This is a genomic window from Paenarthrobacter sp. NPDC089322, from assembly GCF_040684895.1.
Classification (GTDB): domain Bacteria; phylum Actinomycetota; class Actinomycetes; order Actinomycetales; family Micrococcaceae; genus Arthrobacter.
In genome coordinates this window covers 71,008-87,979 of sequence record NZ_JBFBGW010000004.1, presented here as the reverse complement: position 1 = coordinate 87,979, position 16,972 = coordinate 71,008, and the positions used below count along the sequence as shown (strand labels likewise).

Annotated in this window: 15 protein-coding genes and 2 riboswitches; of the genes, 6 read left to right on the top strand and 9 right to left on the bottom strand. The window is 64.1% G+C overall.

What is annotated here, in order from left to right; translation table 11 throughout:
* Window positions 1–45: 45 nt before the first annotated feature.
* The 7 genes from AB0N65_RS06090 to AB0N65_RS06060 form a co-directional block, all read right to left on the bottom strand.
* Complete coding sequence (locus AB0N65_RS06090; RefSeq protein ID WP_364159089.1) at window positions 46–1,386, bottom strand: molybdopterin molybdotransferase MoeA; 1,341 nt, start codon at window positions 1,384–1,386, stop codon at window positions 46–48.
* Complete coding sequence (locus AB0N65_RS06085; RefSeq protein ID WP_364159086.1) at window positions 1,383–2,273, bottom strand: NTP transferase domain-containing protein; 891 nt, start codon at window positions 2,271–2,273, stop codon at window positions 1,383–1,385. Before AB0N65_RS06085 ends, AB0N65_RS06090 begins: the two co-directional genes overlap by 4 nt.
* A gap of 42 nt (window positions 2,274–2,315) precedes the next feature.
* Entirely contained in the window at window positions 2,316–2,816 is a 501-nt protein-coding gene (locus AB0N65_RS06080) for an HNH endonuclease (RefSeq protein ID WP_364159083.1), read from the bottom strand.
* A 266-nt stretch (window positions 2,817–3,082) separates the two neighbouring features.
* The gene (locus tag AB0N65_RS06075; protein ID WP_364159081.1) at window positions 3,083–3,862 is read right to left on the bottom strand and encodes an NlpC/P60 family protein; all 780 of its coding nucleotides are present in this window, start codon (window positions 3,860–3,862) and stop codon (window positions 3,083–3,085) included.
* Window positions 3,863–3,963: 101 nt separating this feature from the next.
* Complete coding sequence (locus tag AB0N65_RS06070) at window positions 3,964–4,710, bottom strand: C40 family peptidase (RefSeq protein ID WP_364159078.1); 747 nt, start codon at window positions 4,708–4,710, stop codon at window positions 3,964–3,966.
* Between the two features lie 4 nt (window positions 4,711–4,714).
* A riboswitch (cyclic di-AMP (ydaO/yuaA leader) is annotated at window positions 4,715–4,883 on the bottom strand.
* A gap of 139 nt (window positions 4,884–5,022) precedes the next feature.
* A complete protein-coding gene (locus tag AB0N65_RS06065) occupies window positions 5,023–5,853 on the bottom strand; it encodes a M23 family metallopeptidase (protein WP_364159076.1) in 831 nt (276 codons plus the stop codon).
* Between the two features lie 3 nt (window positions 5,854–5,856).
* Window positions 5,857–6,098, bottom strand: a riboswitch (cyclic di-AMP (ydaO/yuaA leader).
* 237 nt (window positions 6,099–6,335) lie between these two features.
* The gene (locus tag AB0N65_RS06060) at window positions 6,336–7,031 is read right to left on the bottom strand and encodes a metal-dependent transcriptional regulator (protein WP_364159073.1); all 696 of its coding nucleotides are present in this window, start codon (window positions 7,029–7,031) and stop codon (window positions 6,336–6,338) included.
* Between the two features lie 305 nt (window positions 7,032–7,336).
* Between AB0N65_RS06060 and serC the strand changes: the two genes are divergently transcribed.
* The gene (gene serC / locus AB0N65_RS06055; RefSeq protein ID WP_364159070.1) at window positions 7,337–8,467 is read left to right on the top strand and encodes a phosphoserine transaminase; all 1,131 of its coding nucleotides are present in this window, start codon (window positions 7,337–7,339) and stop codon (window positions 8,465–8,467) included.
* 83 nt (window positions 8,468–8,550) lie between these two features.
* On the opposite strand, the gene AB0N65_RS06050 is transcribed toward serC, so the two are convergent.
* Window positions 8,551–9,213: a DUF3027 domain-containing protein gene (locus tag AB0N65_RS06050; protein WP_364159067.1), complete on the bottom strand. Its 663-nt coding sequence runs from the start codon at window positions 9,211–9,213 to the stop codon at window positions 8,551–8,553.
* Window positions 9,214–9,221: 8 nt separating this feature from the next.
* Window positions 9,222–9,605 carry a cold-shock protein gene (locus AB0N65_RS06045; protein WP_216926040.1) on the bottom strand — a complete coding sequence of 128 codons (384 nt, stop codon included), beginning with the start codon at window positions 9,603–9,605 and terminating at the stop codon, window positions 9,222–9,224.
* A gap of 184 nt (window positions 9,606–9,789) precedes the next feature.
* On the opposite strand from AB0N65_RS06045, the gene AB0N65_RS06040 reads away from it, so the two are divergent.
* From AB0N65_RS06040 to AB0N65_RS06020, 5 genes are all read left to right on the top strand, one after another.
* Window positions 9,790–10,005 (top strand): hypothetical protein, encoded by a 216-nt coding sequence (locus tag AB0N65_RS06040; RefSeq protein ID WP_364159581.1) that lies wholly within the window; start codon window positions 9,790–9,792, stop codon window positions 10,003–10,005.
* A gap of 64 nt (window positions 10,006–10,069) precedes the next feature.
* Window positions 10,070–12,541 carry a helicase-associated domain-containing protein gene (locus tag AB0N65_RS06035; protein WP_364159063.1) on the top strand — a complete coding sequence of 824 codons (2,472 nt, stop codon included), beginning with the start codon at window positions 10,070–10,072 and terminating at the stop codon, window positions 12,539–12,541.
* A gap of 52 nt (window positions 12,542–12,593) precedes the next feature.
* Window positions 12,594–14,258, top strand: coding sequence for a DNA repair helicase XPB (locus AB0N65_RS06030; protein ID WP_364159060.1), 1,665 nt, complete (start codon window positions 12,594–12,596; stop codon window positions 14,256–14,258).
* Window positions 14,259–14,462: 204 nt separating this feature from the next.
* The gene (locus tag AB0N65_RS06025; RefSeq protein ID WP_364159057.1) at window positions 14,463–14,936 is read left to right on the top strand and encodes a hypothetical protein; all 474 of its coding nucleotides are present in this window, start codon (window positions 14,463–14,465) and stop codon (window positions 14,934–14,936) included.
* 12 nt (window positions 14,937–14,948) lie between these two features.
* On the top strand, window positions 14,949–16,961 hold the full coding sequence (locus AB0N65_RS06020) for a multicopper oxidase family protein (protein ID WP_364159055.1): 2,013 nt from the start codon (window positions 14,949–14,951) through the stop codon (window positions 16,959–16,961).
* The last annotated feature ends 11 nt before the right edge of the window (window positions 16,962–16,972 follow it).

Here is a 16,972-nt window from a genome sequence, read left to right as displayed (position 1 = left end):
TTACCTGTCCGGACACCCACTGGCCACCTGCGTCCACTGCGGGCGTCAAGCGTCCAGGCCGCTCCAGTCCACAGGTCCCGACGGGGCTTTCTTCTGCTGGCGCACCGGCGCCTTGCGGGCCTTGTCCTCCTTTGGCTTGGGAGCAGGCAACGGCTTGCCCCAGGGCAACGGAAAGGCGGGGACAAGTTCACCCATCTGCACGCCGTGCGGGGGCACCACCATGACTCCATCCGCGCCCGCCAGGCCCCGCATCATCCCGGGACCTGCGTATTGGGCCGGCGAGGCCAATCCATACACCAGCCTGAACGGCATCAAGCGTGTCCGGCCGGGATCGGGATCGATCATGGCGCCACTTGGGACTTCGCCGACGTCTTCCAACTGACGGTGCCCGAGGGCTGCCAGGAGAGGCCCGCCAACCGTGAACAGTGCCATCATGGCGGCCAGGGGGTTGCCCGGCAGGCCCAGGATGAAGCGTCCGTCCGGAAGTTCAGCCAACACGGCAGGATGCCCGGGACGCATGGCGATGCTATCGATGAGAAGGCTACCGCCCAGTTCTGCCACCGCCTTCCGGAAATGGTCCGTCCCTGAGCGTCCGGTACCGCCGGTAGTTATGACGACGTCGGCAGGCGGCAGGGCTTCTGCCTCCGGTTCCGCTTCAGGCTCAACGTCCTGCAAAGCTTGCAGCCACTCGTCGTAGCTGTCCCCCACTCTGAGCTGTTCGCCTTGGATGCCGCCCAGGAGCTCAACCACCGCACCCAGCTGTGGTCCAAAGGTGTCCCGGACCTGGCCGGGCGCCGGGACGCCCTCAGCGACGACCTCGGAGCCTGTCATGAGGAACCGCACCAAGGGCTTGCCCAGGACATCCACTTCATCCAGGCCCGCCAGTGCTGCCAAGGCAATGTGGGCAGGGTTCAGCACCGTTCCGGCTTTGATGAGGACTTCACCTTCGGCGGCTTCCTCCGCTGCCTTGCGGATGTGCTGTCCGTTGCGCGGCTCGCCCGGCTTGGCTCCGCCACCGAGCGCCAGGACAGGAAGGCCGTCCTCGTCCGTGGTGATAATCCCGCTTTCGCTGCGTAACACCGCTTTGGCTCCCGGCGGAATGAGCCCTCCGGTGACGATAGGACTTGCTTGGTGGGGAGCGAGTCTCTGCCCGGGCTCGCTGAGGATCCACGGCCCGCTTCCATTGACCGCCCACCCGTCCATGGCAGACGACGCGTAGTGTGGCATGTCCTGGACGGCCAGGACGTCCGATGCCAGCGTCCTCCCCAAGGCGGCCTTGAGGAGGACAGGGCTCGCCGGAATGGGAGCAGCGACGTCAAACGCGCGCTGCCGGGCCTCGTGCCATGTGTGTGCCGCGTGGTGGCCCTGCCCGGGGGCCTCGGTCATTCCGCCTCGGTCCCCGGCTCCAAGTACTGCTTGGCGACCTGGCGGGCAAGGCCCAGGGCAGCACTCATGGCTGCGTCGTCGTTGGCCTGCCCGATTCCCCGGGCCATGCCCGCAGCGTAGCCGGCAATGAACGTTGTAAGGGGAGCGGCAGGACGAACCACGGAATGCGCAGCAACCCCCGCCACTGCGAGGACCTCGTTGATGTCCACTTCCACGCCCTCAAGCTCAAACGCCTGCAACAGTGTGCGGCACCATTCCTCGAGCGTCTCTTCCTGGCCCTTCATGTCCGCCTCCAGCTCGTTGTGTATGCCCAAAGCCGCGGCGTCATCCCACGTGTCCACATCATCCGTGGATCCGTTAGGGACGGTAACGCCCAGCAGGTTCAGCCTAGCAAGCAGCCGGAACACCGAAGAGTTCGTTAATCCGGCACCCTCCGAAGCTACGGCCACTTCCTTTTCCAAGGCACTCGTCCGATAGATCCCCAGCAGGGGTTGCTTCCTGTCGTCGGCAGACACGGCCATGGCGCCGTCCACGTGTGGATGCGCTTCCAACTGTTCCCACAGCGAGGGGATGCCACGGGAAGCATGGGGCATGTCGCACGCCAGGACAAGCGTCCACGGCGACGCGTCTCCACTCTTGCGCAGCGCCGCCAAGCCGGCAGCGATCGCCGCCGCAGGGCCGGCAAAAGCAGGTTCTTCACGCGCGGACAGAACACCGTGTGGCAAAGCGTGGCCGTCCGGGCCTACCACAACTACTGAAGAAGCACCCCGAACAGCCTGCAGTGTACGCGAAAGGAGGGTACCGCCGTCGTACTTCAAACCGGGCTTGGGCACGCCGCCGAGACGGGTGGCCCTGCCACCCGCCAGTATCACGGCGTTGAATTCCATCCGCCCAGACTACCGGGACGGACGGCGTTCAACAGAAATCGATCAGGCGGCGGATTCCGGCAACAGGAACGGGTCCCAGTCCGGCGCAGGTTTCTCGAGTTCTTTGATCTGCCACATGGTTCCAGTGGGCACGCCGGGCGTGAAACGAAGTTTCCAACCCATCTCGGCGAGGGTCTGGTCGCTCTTGGCGTTATTGCATTTCAAGCACGCCGCAACCAGGTTTTCCCAGGAATCCGCGCCGCCCCTGGACTTGGGGTGGACGTGGTCTATGGTGTGGGCTGTTTTACCGCAGTAGGCGCAGCGGTGGCCGTCGCGGCGGAGAACTCCGCGGCGGCTCACGGCAGTGATCCTGTTGTACCGCGGACGGATGTAGCGGTTGAGAAGAATCACGGAGGGTCGTCCGAGAATCTCCTGCGGCCCGACGACAGGCTCGTCGCCTTCGGCCACTACGCTAGCTTTTCCAGTCAGCACAAGGACCAGTGCCCGGCGGAAGGTCACAACCGCCAGCGGTTCATATCCAGCATTCAGAACGAGTGTGCGCATGCACGTACCTCTTCACGGCCGCACCCGTCAGGGGCACGAGGGCCGGCTGCCCTCTGCTTGTACGGGCTGTGGATCGACAAGATAAGGGTAAACACTTATATGCCATATCAACGAATTATTCTGTCGATTAGCTGGCAGTGTCCGCCAAAGTTCACGTGCGGGACACCTTGCAGGAAGGTGGCTGGCGGTGGGGCGCACCAAGCAAAGCTTTTAAAGGGGAACACCCCGCCGGCAAGAGCCTGCGGGGTGTTTCCTGGAGCTTGGGTTTAGCCGTTGACCCGGATGTATACGGGGCCGCCGCCAACGTTGGCGCTGAACAATGCCGTGGTGGATCCGTTCCATCCGCCATGCACTGCCATACCGTTGCCGACGTACACGGCGATGTGGGCAAGTCCGCCGTAGCCGCCGTTGGCGTAGTAGAGGAGGTCGCCGGGCTGGGCTTCGGCTGCACTGACGGTGCGGCCCAGCGAGAGGTAACCGGCCGGCCAGTCGTGGAAGTTGATACCGACGGCCGCCAGGGAGTTGGTTACCAACATGGTGCAATCCTGGGTCACACCCAATTGGGCGTAGGCCGCTGCGGCAATGGCTGCGCCCAAGCCGCTGGAAGCCGCCGGAGCTTTCGCCGAAGGTGCCTCGTTGGTGACAGCGAGTTTGGCGGTACCGGACTGCGTGGCAGCGGAGCCTGCCGTTGCAGCCGGGGCTTCAGCCTTGGCAGGCGCCTTCTCTTCCACGGGAGCCGGAGCCTCCACCGTGGTAACAACCGGGCTCTCGTAAGAGATCGCCACAGTGGAATCGGCAGCGATGGTGGCCTGGGAAACTGCCTGGACGTCGAGCGTGGACGTGGCCGTCGATTCACGCTGGACGTTGGTGTCCGCCGCGTTGGCAGCGACGCCGCTGGTCAGGACCAGGCCCGAGGCAGCGGCAATGACTGCAGCCTGGCGGCCAACGCCACCGGCGTTGTCGCTGACAGCTTTGGCGATCACGGCGAGGGAGCTGGTCTTGGGGGCCTCAGCGCGATGCCGTGCAACTTTGTTGGCACTGGTCATGATGACTCTCTTTTCGTGTCCGCGCACGGTTGGGGACGGCGCGGGTCATGGGCCGACCAGCACTTGGGGGGCATGCTGGCCTGCCCCGAACGGGATGTTTTCTAGCGGAGGGTGTAGAAGGAGGACGAGCCGGTGGATGCCACGGAATGAAGCAGCGTTCCCTGGCTCGGGTTCAGCGCGCTGATCATCATGCCGTTGCCGACGTAGATACCCACGTGGGCCCCGCCGTTCTGCATGACGAGGTCGCCGGGAGCGGGTGTGCTGGTGGGAGTCATAGCCGTCCAGGCGTTGACGCGGGGAATGCTGATGCCGGCCTGCGCGTAGACCCACTGGGTGAATCCGGAGCAGTCCCAGCCGTTGGGGGAAGTACCGCCCCAGACGTAGGGGTGGCCGATGCCGGTGTAGGCGATGGCGGCAAGACCGGACGCCGCTGCGCTGGAGGCAGAATCCTTGGTTTTGGACGACTGGGCAGTCACGGCGCCGTTCGCCTGGTTGGCCGCGCCCTGGGCGCCACCGGTCTGTGTGCGTTGGGAGGCACGCTGGACCTTGGGGGCTTCCTTGGTTACCACGACGGGACTCTCGAAGGAAACGCTTGCGGTGGGTTCCGCGGTAACGACTGCGGTGGCAACCAGCTGCTGGGCGCCGGAGGCTTCCGTCGTGGAAACATCGGTGTCAGCCGCTTGGGCCGGGAGTCCGACGCTGAGAACGAGTCCAGAGGCTGCAGCCAGAACGGCGGCTTGGCGGCCTACGGTGCCAGCATTGCTGTGAACGGCTTTGGAAAGCGAGTTCAGCGGGTTCGTACGAACCGTTTCGGCGCGATGGCGCGCAGGGGTAGTGCGTGATGACACGAAGGTAGCCTCTCCCAATGCCTACGAGGTGAGCTGTCGGATTCGGATGGGAGTCATCCGGCCACGCGGCTTCCAAGGAAACTTTGCGACTTAACCCCAAGGCCTTCCGAAGAAGGCCAGAAGTGGTTCCCCCGCCCCTGCCAGACGAATTATGCGAACGGACCTTGAGTGGTGGCAGAGCTAGGCAATCCACTCAAGTGCATCGGCCCCCTAAAAAGCCGATGCGCTTTAGACGGTACAACAGAAGTTTGCGAATGTCACATTCAGGTCACGGGGCGTGTCATCAATGCGAGAGGTGACCATCAAATTTGCTTAGAGCCAGCTCATGGGGTCCACGACTTCGCCGTTGACCTGTACCTCGAAGTGGAGGTGGCAACCCGTGGAAGCACCAGTAGTGCCGCTCAAGGCAACAGTGTCGCCACGGCTGACGGTCTGACCGACCTTGACGGTGAAGGAGGAAAGGTGGTTGTAGGTGGTTTCAAGCCCGTTGCCGTGGTCCACCACCACGCGGTTCCCTCCACCGTACTCATGCCATCCCGCGAAAGTGACCTTGCCGGCAGCGGCGGCGTGCACCGCGGTACCGCACTGGGCCACGAAGTCCTGGCCCCGGTGGAAGTCGCCGGCACCACCCGTGAGGGGGCTGATTCGATACCCGAAGGGTGAAGCCGTGCTGAGCGTGTCCAAGGGGCTGCCAAGGCTGCCCACGGACGAAGCACGCTGGATGCTTTCCGCGGACTGGGCGCTCAACAGCTGCTTGAGCTTGCCGTCGGGGTCGGCAGCGGTGGCTACGGCAGCGCGGCTGAAGTCGATTTTGGCTGATGCAGCTGCTGAAACTTCCGGCTGGCTGCCGCCGGGAACGGTCAAGGCTGCCTCAGTCTGACCGGATTCCGAGGTGGCCATGACGGGGCTCGTGGCCGGCAGGCCGACAGTCAAGGCAAGGCCGGTGGCAGCGAGCGCAACGCCGGCTTTCTGCCCGACGCCACTGGCTGCGGCGAAGTCGGCTACCTGGCGCATCGGGCTCTTACGGCGGCGCACCTGGCGCTGGGTGTCGCGGGGCCGGATCTCCGTTACGACGCGGGCTGGCCGCAGCTCAGCAGCGGGGCCGGACGCACGGCGGCGACCCCTGACGTTCTGCGATGTCAAACTCTGTCCTCTCTGGAAAGCCTGCGAAGTTAGCTGTCGGATTCGGATCAGAGAGTTCAAAGACCCGGCCCGCACGAAGCGCACACGGCACACAGGTATCCCGGGAAGGACTTGCGTTAGTAGGCACTTCTGCTGCGGACTTCACCCCAAGGCTGCTTCTTTAGGCAGCCGCTTGTGGTTCCCCCGCCTCTGCCAGTGGTGGATGACACACCTGATCTGCTGGCAGAGCTCGGCTCCAGATCAGGTAACGCTTTGGTATCAGCGCTAGTAGATAACTATAGGGGATTAAAGGCCGCAGTAATAAATTCGTTATCTACCAAAACGTCGGGTCCGCGAGGGGCCCTTATCATCATTTACCGAAAACCGCAGGTCACACGGAGGCCATCGGCTTGAAAGTGAGATCCGACACGCCGGCACCGCAAAGCCGCAGGACGCCCTTCCTTCGGGAAGAGCGTCCTGCGGTAAGGCTTGCGGGCTGGCTGTCAGCTGACGGCAACGAAGACGTGGGCTGCCACCTCGGGCGGGAGCTCCAGGGCTCCTTCGATGCCAGGTACGCGGACGGAGATGTACTCCCCCACGCGTTCCAGAGACACGGCCGCACCCGGGCGGATTCCGCCCTCGTCAAGCTGGGTAAGGAGCTCAGGCTCCACCTGAATGGGTTCGGCGAGGCGGCTCACAACAACGCGTGAATCAGCGGCGTAGCCGTCCATGGCGTGCAGGAGGTTGACGTCCGAGCGCGCGAAAGCCTGGTCGGCCAATCCACCGAGGGCTTCAAGGCCCGGGATGGGGTTCCCATAAGGAGACTCCGTAGGGTGTTCAAGCAACTCATAGAGCCTTCGCTCCACGCGCTCACTCATCACGTGCTCCCACCGGCAGGCTTCATCGTGGACATAAGCCCAGTCGAGTCCGATGACATCAGCCAGGAGCCTCTCGGCGAGGCGGTGCTTACGCATGACCTCTGTGGCACGCTTCCGGCCGACTTCCGTCAATTCGAGATGGCGGTCATTGGAAACCACCACCAGGCCGTCACGCTCCATGCGTCCGATGGTCTGCGAGACCGTGGGACCGGAGTGGCGCAGGCGCTCCGCGATGCGTGCGCGAAGAGCCACGATGTTCTCTTCCTCAAGCTCCAAAATGGTCCGAAGATACATCTCAGTGGTATCGATCAGATCCGTCATCCAGCTCAGCTCTCCTCGAACGCAGTTCTTGCGTAATCTCCACCGTACCGCGTTCGGGCCAAGGCGGATGGTGTGCAACCGTCGCCTCAAGAACGCCAATCCAAGCCTAGCTTATTTGGAATTACTCTTGATAATTTTTTCGCGCACAAGGCCCCCCCGCGCACAGCCCCTTCGTCCCACGTGGCGGACTATGACAGGTGCGGGTTACTGCCCGCGTGCCGTGTCAGGCAGAATTGGGGAGTCGAAGGGGCAGCCGTTGCCACCTGCCACGACCCCTCTCTAACCCATACCCATTGGAGCCACACGTGAGCGACAACAGCATCACCATTCCCGCCGACTTGCTGCCCAAGGACGGACGCTTCGGCGCAGGACCGTCCAAGGTCCGCCCGGAGCAGATCGAGGCACTCTCTGCCGCGTCCGCCACCATCCTGGGCACGTCCCATCGCCAGGCCCCGGTTAAGAACCTTGTGGGCTCGGTGCGCGAGGGACTCAGCAGGTTCTTCCGGGCACCCGAGGGCTACGAGGTAATCCTTGGCGTCGGTGGCTCCACCGCTTTCTGGGACGTGGCCGCGTTCGGCCTCGTCGAGGAGAAAGCCCAGCACCTCTCCTTCGGCGAGTTCGGCTCCAAGTTCGCTTCAGCCACCAATAAGGCACCGTTCCTGGCGGAGTCTTCCATCATCAAGTCCGAGCCGGGCACCCGCCCCGCCCCCAAGGCCGAGGCCGGAGTGGATGTTTACGCGTGGCCGCAAAACGAGACGTCAACGGGTGTGGCTGCCCCTGTCAAGCGCGTCCCCGGCGCTGACGAAGGTTCACTGGTCTTGGTGGACGCCACCTCCGCGGCGGGCGGACTGGACGTTGACGTTGCCGAGTCGGATGTCTACTACTTCGCGCCGCAGAAGAATTTCGCTTCCGACGGCGGACTGTGGCTTGGCCTCTTCTCCCCCGCCGCGTTGGAGCGCGCCGCCCGGATCAAGGCAAGCGGCCGTTGGATCCCGGACTTCCTGGACCTCCAGACCGCCATTGACAACTCGAAGCTGAACCAGACCTACAACACGCCTTCGTTGTCCACGCTGGTCACCCTGGACGCCCAGGTGCAGTGGCTCAACAACAACGGAGGCCTGGACTTCGCCAGCAAGCGCACTGCGGACTCCGCAAGCCGCGTCTACTCCTGGGCAGAGGCGTCCGAGTACGCCACCCCGTTCGTGACCAACGCGGAAGAGCGTTCCAACGTCATAGCCACCATCGACTTCGACGAGTCCATTGACGCTTCGGCTATCGCCAAAGTCCTGCGGGCCAACGGCGTGGTGGACACCGAGCCGTACCGCAAGCTGGGACGAAACCAGCTGCGCATCGCAACGTTCGTGGCCATCGAGCCGGATGATGTCTCGGCGCTCCTGGCCAGCATCGACTACGTCGTGGGCGAACTGCAGAAGTAGCTCCCGGCACAGGCACCCAGAAGCACAAAGAGGCGGCGCCGTCCCGAATGTCCGGGACGGCGCCGCCTCTTTTTACCTACGTCTTATTCAGATTCTGCTTCGTCCGCGTCTTCGGCTGAGGTATCGGCCTCTTCGCCGCTGTCATCGTCATCGGCCTCATCGCTTGCTTCGGCGGCGTCGTCCTCCTCGGCCTGCACTGACTCCTCTGAGACTTCCTCAACCGTTTCTTCCACAAGAGGGGTCTCGTCTTCCGGGCGGACGCGCTTTGCCCACGGCACCCATTCCGGCGCAAGGATGGAGTCTTCCGAGGGCAGCAGGCCAAGCTCACTGACCGTGACCACTTTGGACCGGGAGTTCCGGGTGACGACGGCATACCACTGCCAGCCACCGTAACCTGCAAGCTTCGACTCAAACAGGTGGGTGACCACACGGTCACCCTCCGACTTGGCCGCGATGTGCTGCCCCACCTCGCCCTGGTTGGCAATGGACTGCACCGCTTCCCTGGCGACGTCGACGGCGGAAGCGAGGAACGCGTCAGGCTTGCCTGTGCGCCACACCGGTACGCCGGCGCGCGGCTTCGCCGCTACAGGCTTCCGCGGGGAGGCCCCGTTGCCGGGGGACACCTCGCCAGGAGCCGCGTTTTCAGGAGCCGCGTTCCCAGGAGCCTGGCCAGCGGCAGGGCGGGCCTCAGGGCTGGCCTGCGCGTCCCCTCCGGCCTGGGTATCCGGTACGGATTCCGACGTCATGGCGGGTCCTAGGCTTCCAGCTCGTCGGCAACCTTGCGCAGTGCCATACCGATGGCCTTGGCCTTGTTGCCTTCCGGGTACTTACCCGAAGACAACGTTCCGGACAGGTTGTCCAGCACGGTCACGAGGTCCTGCACCAACGGTGCGAGGTCCTTGGCGTTCATCCGCTTCGCCTTCGCGATGGACGGCGTCTTGTCGAGGACCCGCAGGCCAAGCGCCTGGGCGCCACGGCGGCCGTCCGCCACACCGAACTCCACGCGCGTTCCGGCCTTGAGCTCCGTCACGCCCGCAGGCAGGGACGTTTTGGGCAGGAAAACTTCCTGGCCGTCTTCGGCCGCGAGGAATCCGAAGCCTTTTTCCTTGTCATACCACTTGACCTTGCCGGTGGGCACGTAATCAACCTTCTTCGTTTCTTGCTTTGCGAGACACGTCGAGCCGGCACCGCATCCACAGGGTTCTGCGGGATCAAGGGTGACGACACTGACCGTGTTGGTCTGTTCCTTCAAGGTTATCCTGCCGGACCCCCTATTCCCGCTTTGGGTACTGCCCATGGCAGCTGCTGCTAGCGTTGAAGGCATGACATCCCCGGGTTACCGCCGCCCCCTCACGATCGTTGCCGCCGTCGTCGCGGTTGTTTCACTGGCTGCCGTCGGCGCGGTCATGGCGATTGCCTTCAATGGCGGAGTCGCGCCGGTCTGGGTCACCTCCACGGCCCTCTACGGGCTACCGGCAGCGTTCATGCTTGCGGTAATTATCGTGTTGGATGCCGTCCGTCAACGGCGGCGGCACTAGCTGCCCCAACTCCAGCCCATATCCGGACAGGCACGAGCGCTCGGGTGGCGGTAACGTTGGATTGATGTCCCTTATTCGCGCGCTCAGCAAGGAACTGGAAGCGCGCAGCGACAATTCGCTGCGGGCTTTGTTTGCCGCGCGGCCGGACTTGATCTCCCCTATGGCACCCGACTTCGCTGCATTGGCGGCCAGGGCGAGCGCGCGCGTCAGCGTCCAGCGCGCGTTGGAGCGCCTGACGAAGCCGGAGATGCAGGTACTTGAGACGCTTCATCTGTGCACTAATGCCGATACGGGCCACAGCATTTCAGCCGCAGGGCTCAAGAAAGTCATCGCAGGATCCACGCTTTCGGCGCTGGAACCCATCCTTGCCAAACTGCAGGAACTGGCCTTGATCCACCGGGCCGATCCTCCAGCGGCTACGAGTCCCCCGGCCGGTTCCCGGCAGAGGTTCTACCTGCCGGTGGGAAGCCTCAAGGATGTCATAGGAATCTATCCTGCCGGTTTGGGCCGCAGCTATACGGAACTGGTCCGGCTCCAGCCGGCCTTCGCCCAGCGGGTGGTCCAGCTCGTGGGGGAACTCCATCACCATGGACTGGGTGTTCAGCCGGCCAGTACGCCCATGGATGCCGCACTTTCCCTCCAGCGATGGACGTCCAGCCCGGAGAACCTGCGCGCCATTCTGGCAACGGCTCCCGAACGCACCATCGGTCTCCTGGACAAGTTCGGCAGCTGGGCCATGGGAGCGGTTCCCCAAGCGCAACGCCGGGCCTCCATCACCCACGAAAGTGCCGACGTCGGACCCATCGACTGGTTGCTCGCCCGCGGCCTGCTGGTCCCGTTGGACGCCGGCCACGTCGAGTTGCCCCACAGCGTTGGCCTAGCGCTGCGCGGCGGCGCGATCGTGGACGATTTTTCCCTCACGCCTCCGGTTCCCGAACTCGGCCACACGAGCGCCGCTCTCCGGCGGAACGCTGCCATGGGAGCCATTGCCGAGACCCTTCGCCTCACCAGCGAGGTCTTGTTTTCCGTGCGGGAGCAGCCACTGGCAACACTCCGCAGCGGTGGCGTCGGCGTACGCGAACTGCGGCGCCTTGCCGAGTCCATTCGGTGCGGCGTCCACGAAACAGCGATCCTGCTGGAGTTCTGTGCATTGGCGGGCCTTTTGCGGCTGGACGTCGACAGTTCCACCTGGGTCCAGCCGCCGTCGCTTGAATGGCTCACCCTGCCCCGGCAGGAGCAGTGGCTCTGGTTGGTGAACGCCTGGCTCGCCAGCGAGCGCGCGCCGTCGCTCGTCGGGCAACCGCTGACCGGCGCATCTGCTGCTTCGGCGGCCCATCAAGGAGCTGCGGGCACCACCATCAACGCGTTATCTGCGGAGGCCCAACGGCCCGATGCTCCGGTGGTTCGTCGCCGGATCCTGGAGATCCTCAACGAACTCACGGTGGAGGCAGCTGCTCCGGACGGCAAGGCTCCCGTCCTGGACGCGCGGGCGGTATTGCAGCGCGCGGAGTGGACGCAACCCCGGATGTCCCGCAGGTTCAGTTCGCTGGTTCGAGGCATCCTTGAGGAAGCCACCATGCTGGGGCTGATGGGGTCGGGTGCCTTCACGCAGTTGGGATCGGCCATAGCGGTCGGCCAGCCGGATGAAGCCATGACCATCCTCGGCGAGCACCTGCCGGCGGCAGTCAACCACATCCTCCTGCAGGCGGACCTGACGGCTGTCGCGCCCGGTTACCTCGCGCCCGAGCTGAGCGAAACGCTGTTGTTGATGGCCGACGCCGAGGGGCAGGGGCCTGCGTCCATCTACCGTTTTTCGGCGGAGAGCATCCGCAGGGCCCTCGACGCCGGCCAGGATGCGGAATCGCTGTTGGCGTTCCTCCGTGAGCACTCTGCAACCGACGTGCCGCAACCCTTGGCGTACCTGGTGCAGGACACCGCTTCCCGCCACGGCCGTTTACGGATCGGGTCGAGTGCCAGTTTCATCCAAAGTGACGACGAGACCGCCATCACCGACCTCCTGCACGAGGCACGCACCTCTGCCTTGAGCCTGGTACGCATCGCGCCGACCGTGCTGACCTCTTCTGCGAGCCCGCGCGAGACTGCGCGTGTCCTTCGCGAGCTGGGACTTTCGCCTGCGGTGCAGGAGGCGGAGCCCGCCGTCGTGCGCTTTAAACGCACAACGGCAGTGGCCGGCAGCGCCCGCCCCGTGTATACGGCCCCTCGGACTGCTCCGCCTGATGACGACGTCGAAGCGCAGCTTTCCATCCTGCGCCAGCACCGCGGCGTCCCGGCTGACGGGACGGGCGAAGCCTCGACGCAACTAGGCTTGGAAACGCTGCAAAAGGCCATCAGGCTCAAGCAGGCGGTCACGATGAATGTGGTGGATAGCCTGGGCAACGCGAACACTGAGACCGTGGTGCCCGTGTCCGTTTCCGGAGGCCGGGTCAGGGTCTTCGATCCCGGCAAGGAAACGGAGCGGGTATTGTCCATCCACAGGATCATCGATGTGGAGCCCGCCGGAGACCGGCATCAGTGAACTACGCGCATGAAAACCAGGCACAGATACCAGTGCAAGTGAGGATCCAAGAGTGACCGACGGTCCCCTGATCGTTCAAAGCGACAAAACCATCCTGCTGGAAGTCGACCACGAGCTCGCCACCGAGGCCCGGCATGCCATCGCCGCTTTTGCCGAACTCGAACGCGCCCCGGAGCACATGCACAGTTACCGGCTGACGCCTCTGGGGCTCTGGAACGCCCGGGCTGCTGGACTCGACGCCGAGCAGGTGCTGGACACACTGCTGAAGTACTCACGCTTCCCGGTCCCGCATGCCCTGCTGATCGACATCGAAGAAACCATGTCCCGCTATGGCCGGTTGCGCCTTGAGAAGGACCCCCAGCACGGCCTGGTCATGCGCACCGACGATTACCCGGTGCTGGAGGAAGTGATCCGGGCAAAGAAGATCGCGCCTCTGCTCGGGCCCAGGATCGATGGCGAAACCGTGGTGGTGCACTCATCGCAGCGTGGCCAGTTGAAGCAACTGCTCCTCAAACTCGGGTGGCCTGCCGAAGACCTCGCCGGGTACGTCGACGGCCAGCCTCACTTGATCATGCTCGACGAGACCGGGTGGCAACTGCGCCCCTATCAAAGACTGGCCACGGAGAACTTCTGGGCCGGCGGCAGCGGCGTCGTCGTACTTCCTTGCGGTGCGGGAAAGACCCTCGTGGGCGCCGCGGCGATGGCGACGTCCTCCACCACCACGCTGATCCTCGTCACCAACACAGTGTCAGCGCGGCAATGGAAGGACGAACTGCTCAAGCGGACATCGCTGACGGAGGATGAAATCGGCGAGTACTCGGGCGCCGTGAAAGAGGTCCGTCCCGTTACGATCGCCACGTACCAGGTCCTGACCACCAAGCGCGGCGGGCTCTACCCGCATCTTGAACTTGTGGACGGGCACGACTGGGGCCTCATCATCTACGACGAAGTCCACCTTTTGCCTGCTCCGATCTTCCGCATGACCGCGGACCTGCAGGCACGCCGCAGGCTTGGCCTCACCGCCACACTGGTGCGCGAGGATGGCCGCGAGGGAGAAGTCTTCAGCCTCATCGGCCCCAAGCGCTACGACGCTCCGTGGAAGGACATCGAGGCCCAAGGGTACATTGCGCCCGCGGACTGTGTGGAGGTCCGCGTGGACCTGCCCCGGGACGAGCGCGTGGCCTACGCAATGGCCGACGACGCCGACAAGTACCGGCTTTGCGCCACGTCCGAGACGAAGACCGGACTCGTGGAGCAGCTCGTGGCCGCACACAAGGGCGAGCAACTTCTGGTGATCGGCCAGTACATCGACCAGCTGGACGAGATAGCCGAACGGCTGGACGCTCCCCTGATCAAGGGGGAAACCAGCGTAAAGGCACGCCAGAAACTCTTCGACGCTTTCCGCAAGGGTGAGGTGAAGACCCTGGTGGTATCCAAGGTGGCGAACTTCTCGATCGACCTGCCCGAAGCGTCCGTCGCCATCCAGGTTTCCGGCTCCTTTGGGTCGCGCCAGGAAGAAGCACAACGGCTCGGACGGCTCCTGCGCCCCAAGCAGGACGGCCGCGCGGCACGGTTCTATTCCCTCGTGGCCCGCGACACCCTGGATCAGGATTTTGCCGCGAAGCGCCAGCGGTTCCTGGCCGAACAGGGCTACGCCTACCGGATCATGGATGCCAAGGACATCGCCAAGGATGCAGGACAAGGAACCGGGCAGTAACCCCTCACGGCGAATAACCCCGTCCCCCTTGCTATTTATTTCCAGCAACTTTACGATTCCAAGTGAAGCTCTCCGCCCGTAAGAGTTGCCCTTGGTCCAGGCAGCTTGGCGGCCAGTCGTCGGCAGTGGGGGTAGCCCGCAGCCAGGGTGCCGGCGATTTGAAGGCCTTGAAGAATCTGTGAATTTCCTACCAGAGGACTCACCATGCGAAAGATTCTCCTGGTGCTGGCAGCCATCATTCTGTTGTCGTCACTTGCCCAACTGTTGTTCGCCGGCTATTTCCACTTCCAGAACACCATCGAAGCCCAGCGCGAGGCCGGCGTCTACCACGCGGTAAACGGCCAATATGTCCTGCGCTACGCTGCACTCCTCGCCGTCATCGTCGCCGCCATTGCCAAGGCAGGTTCCCGGACCATTTGGCTTGCCGCGGGCATCTTCCTCCTCACGTGGGTCCAGTTGTTCATCTTCATCATTGGCGGCATGCTCACCGGCTCCTCCGAGGATTTCATCACACCTGCGGGCTCCTGGGTGGTCTCCATCCATCCCCTAACCGGCCTGTTGATCATCTTCATGTCCTACTGGTTGTTCAACCGGGCGCGGGCAGCTGCGCTCAACCCTCAACCGCTGCCTCCCAAAGCAGCCTCGCCGGATGCTTCCGCTCCCTCCACCACCGCGTAGCCAGCCGCAGCTGTGAATACTTCACAGCTGCTGGCCGTGGACCTGGTGATGGCGGCCTTTGCCGCCTGCGCCTGGATCGCGGCCGTTTGGATGACCGTTGCCGCAACGGCCGACCAGAGACCGGCTTGGCCACGAGCGACAGACCTGGCCCTTCTGTTGGTGGGCGTCGCCCTCCTCATCACCATGGGGCGCTACGCCTTGCTCCCCGCTTTGGCAGCAGGTAGTTGGTGGTTTGCCAGCGAACGTCTCGCCATCAGCCTTCCTTTGACTGCCATCCCCGCGGCTTGGGCCGCGATGGCCGGTGTTCCGCTATTGCTGAGGATGCGGAACACCGGCTCACCACGTGCAGCCCGACGCAGGGAACGGGCTGTCCTGGCCATGGTTTCGGCCGCGGCTGCCGCAGTGGCATCCCTTGCCGTCACGTTCGTCCTTGGTCCTTTTCCTGCTCCGTGGACAATCGTCGTCCTGGTGTTCATGGTGGTTGGCGCGGTGATGCTCGCCAGGCTTGCACTGTTTTGGCCAGGCTCCGCTGTCCGGAGGCGTACGACGGCGGCCGCCGCGGTCGCCGGGCTCATGGCATGTACCGCTTTGGGCTCAGGAGTTTTTGCCTGGCTTGGGAGCCGTTCCGCTGACGGCGCAGTGATCGCTGCCGCCGTCGGACATCACGACGGGACTCCCCCCGCGCCGGCGGTTGAACCTACCACGGTGACCGCGCTGGTGGGCCATTCCCCCGCCGATGCCGTGGTCCGGCACTACGAACTCACTGCACGCGTTGAGCAGGTGACTTTGCCGTCCGGGCAATCCACGGAAGCGTGGACCTTCGGCAGCCTCCCGGGTCCTCTCTTGGAGGCAGAGCTGGGGGACGTGATCGAGGTGGAGTTGAAAAACCGCGACGTTGCGGCCGGAGTGACTCTGCACTGGCACGGTTATGACGTTCCCAACGCCATGGACGGAGTGGCTGGCGCGACGCAGGACGCTATTCAACCCGGGCAGTCCATGACCTACCGTTTCATGGCGGCCCAAGCGGGTACGTATTGGTACCACACGCATCAGGATTCAGCCGAGGGAGTCCGGAGGGGACTCTACGGCGTACTCGTCGTGCACGACCCCACACTGCCCCGCGCAGACAAGGACATCGTGGTGGCTGGTCACGACCTCAGCGGTCTGGGGTTGCTGGGCTCCTCAGACCGTAACACTGAGCATCAGGCCGCCCCCGGCAGCAACGTCCGGGTACGACTCATCAACACTGATTCCCTGCCCCAGCGCTACCTTGTCAGCGGCACCGCGTTCAGGGTTGCGGCGGTGGACGGAACGGAAGTCAACAAACCCCAGGAAGTGTCCGGGAAACTCCTGCGCATCGGAGCAGGGGGCAGGTTCGACATCATTTTCACCATGCCCGCCTCTCCTGTAACGGTCCGCTCGGACTCAGCGGACAGCGCCGTCGTCGTCATTTCCCCTCAAGGTTCGGCAGTCGACGTGCCGGCGACTGATTTGCCGGGCACAACACAGCAAGGTGTTTTCGCTACGACACCCGCGCTGGACCTGCTGGACTATGGGGAGCCGCTGGCAGTGTCCTCGCCTTTACCCGAGGCTACCCGGGACGAAGTGGTGGTGCTCGACCGGCAATTCCGGTTTGTCGACGGCGTTCCCCGGTACGCCTTCACGGTGAACGGCGCAGCGTATCCCTTGGTTCCCGCCATGGAGGTCGCGGAAGGCGACACCGTGAAAGTGACTGTCGTGAACCGTACGGCTGAACCACATCCGATGCATCCACATGGTCACCACGTTCAGGTACTGAGCAGGAACGGGGTGGCGCCGAGCGGGTCACCACTGATCCTGGACACGGTGGATGTACTGCCCGGTGAAGTGTGGGAGCTGCTGCTGAAGGCCCACAATCCCGGTATTTGGATGGATCACTGCCACAACCTCGATCACGCCGCAGAGGGCATGATGATGATGCTGAAGTACGAAGGCGTGTCATCACCCTTCGTGCACGGGGGTCACTCCCGCAACCGACCGGAATGACCGTCGTGCTG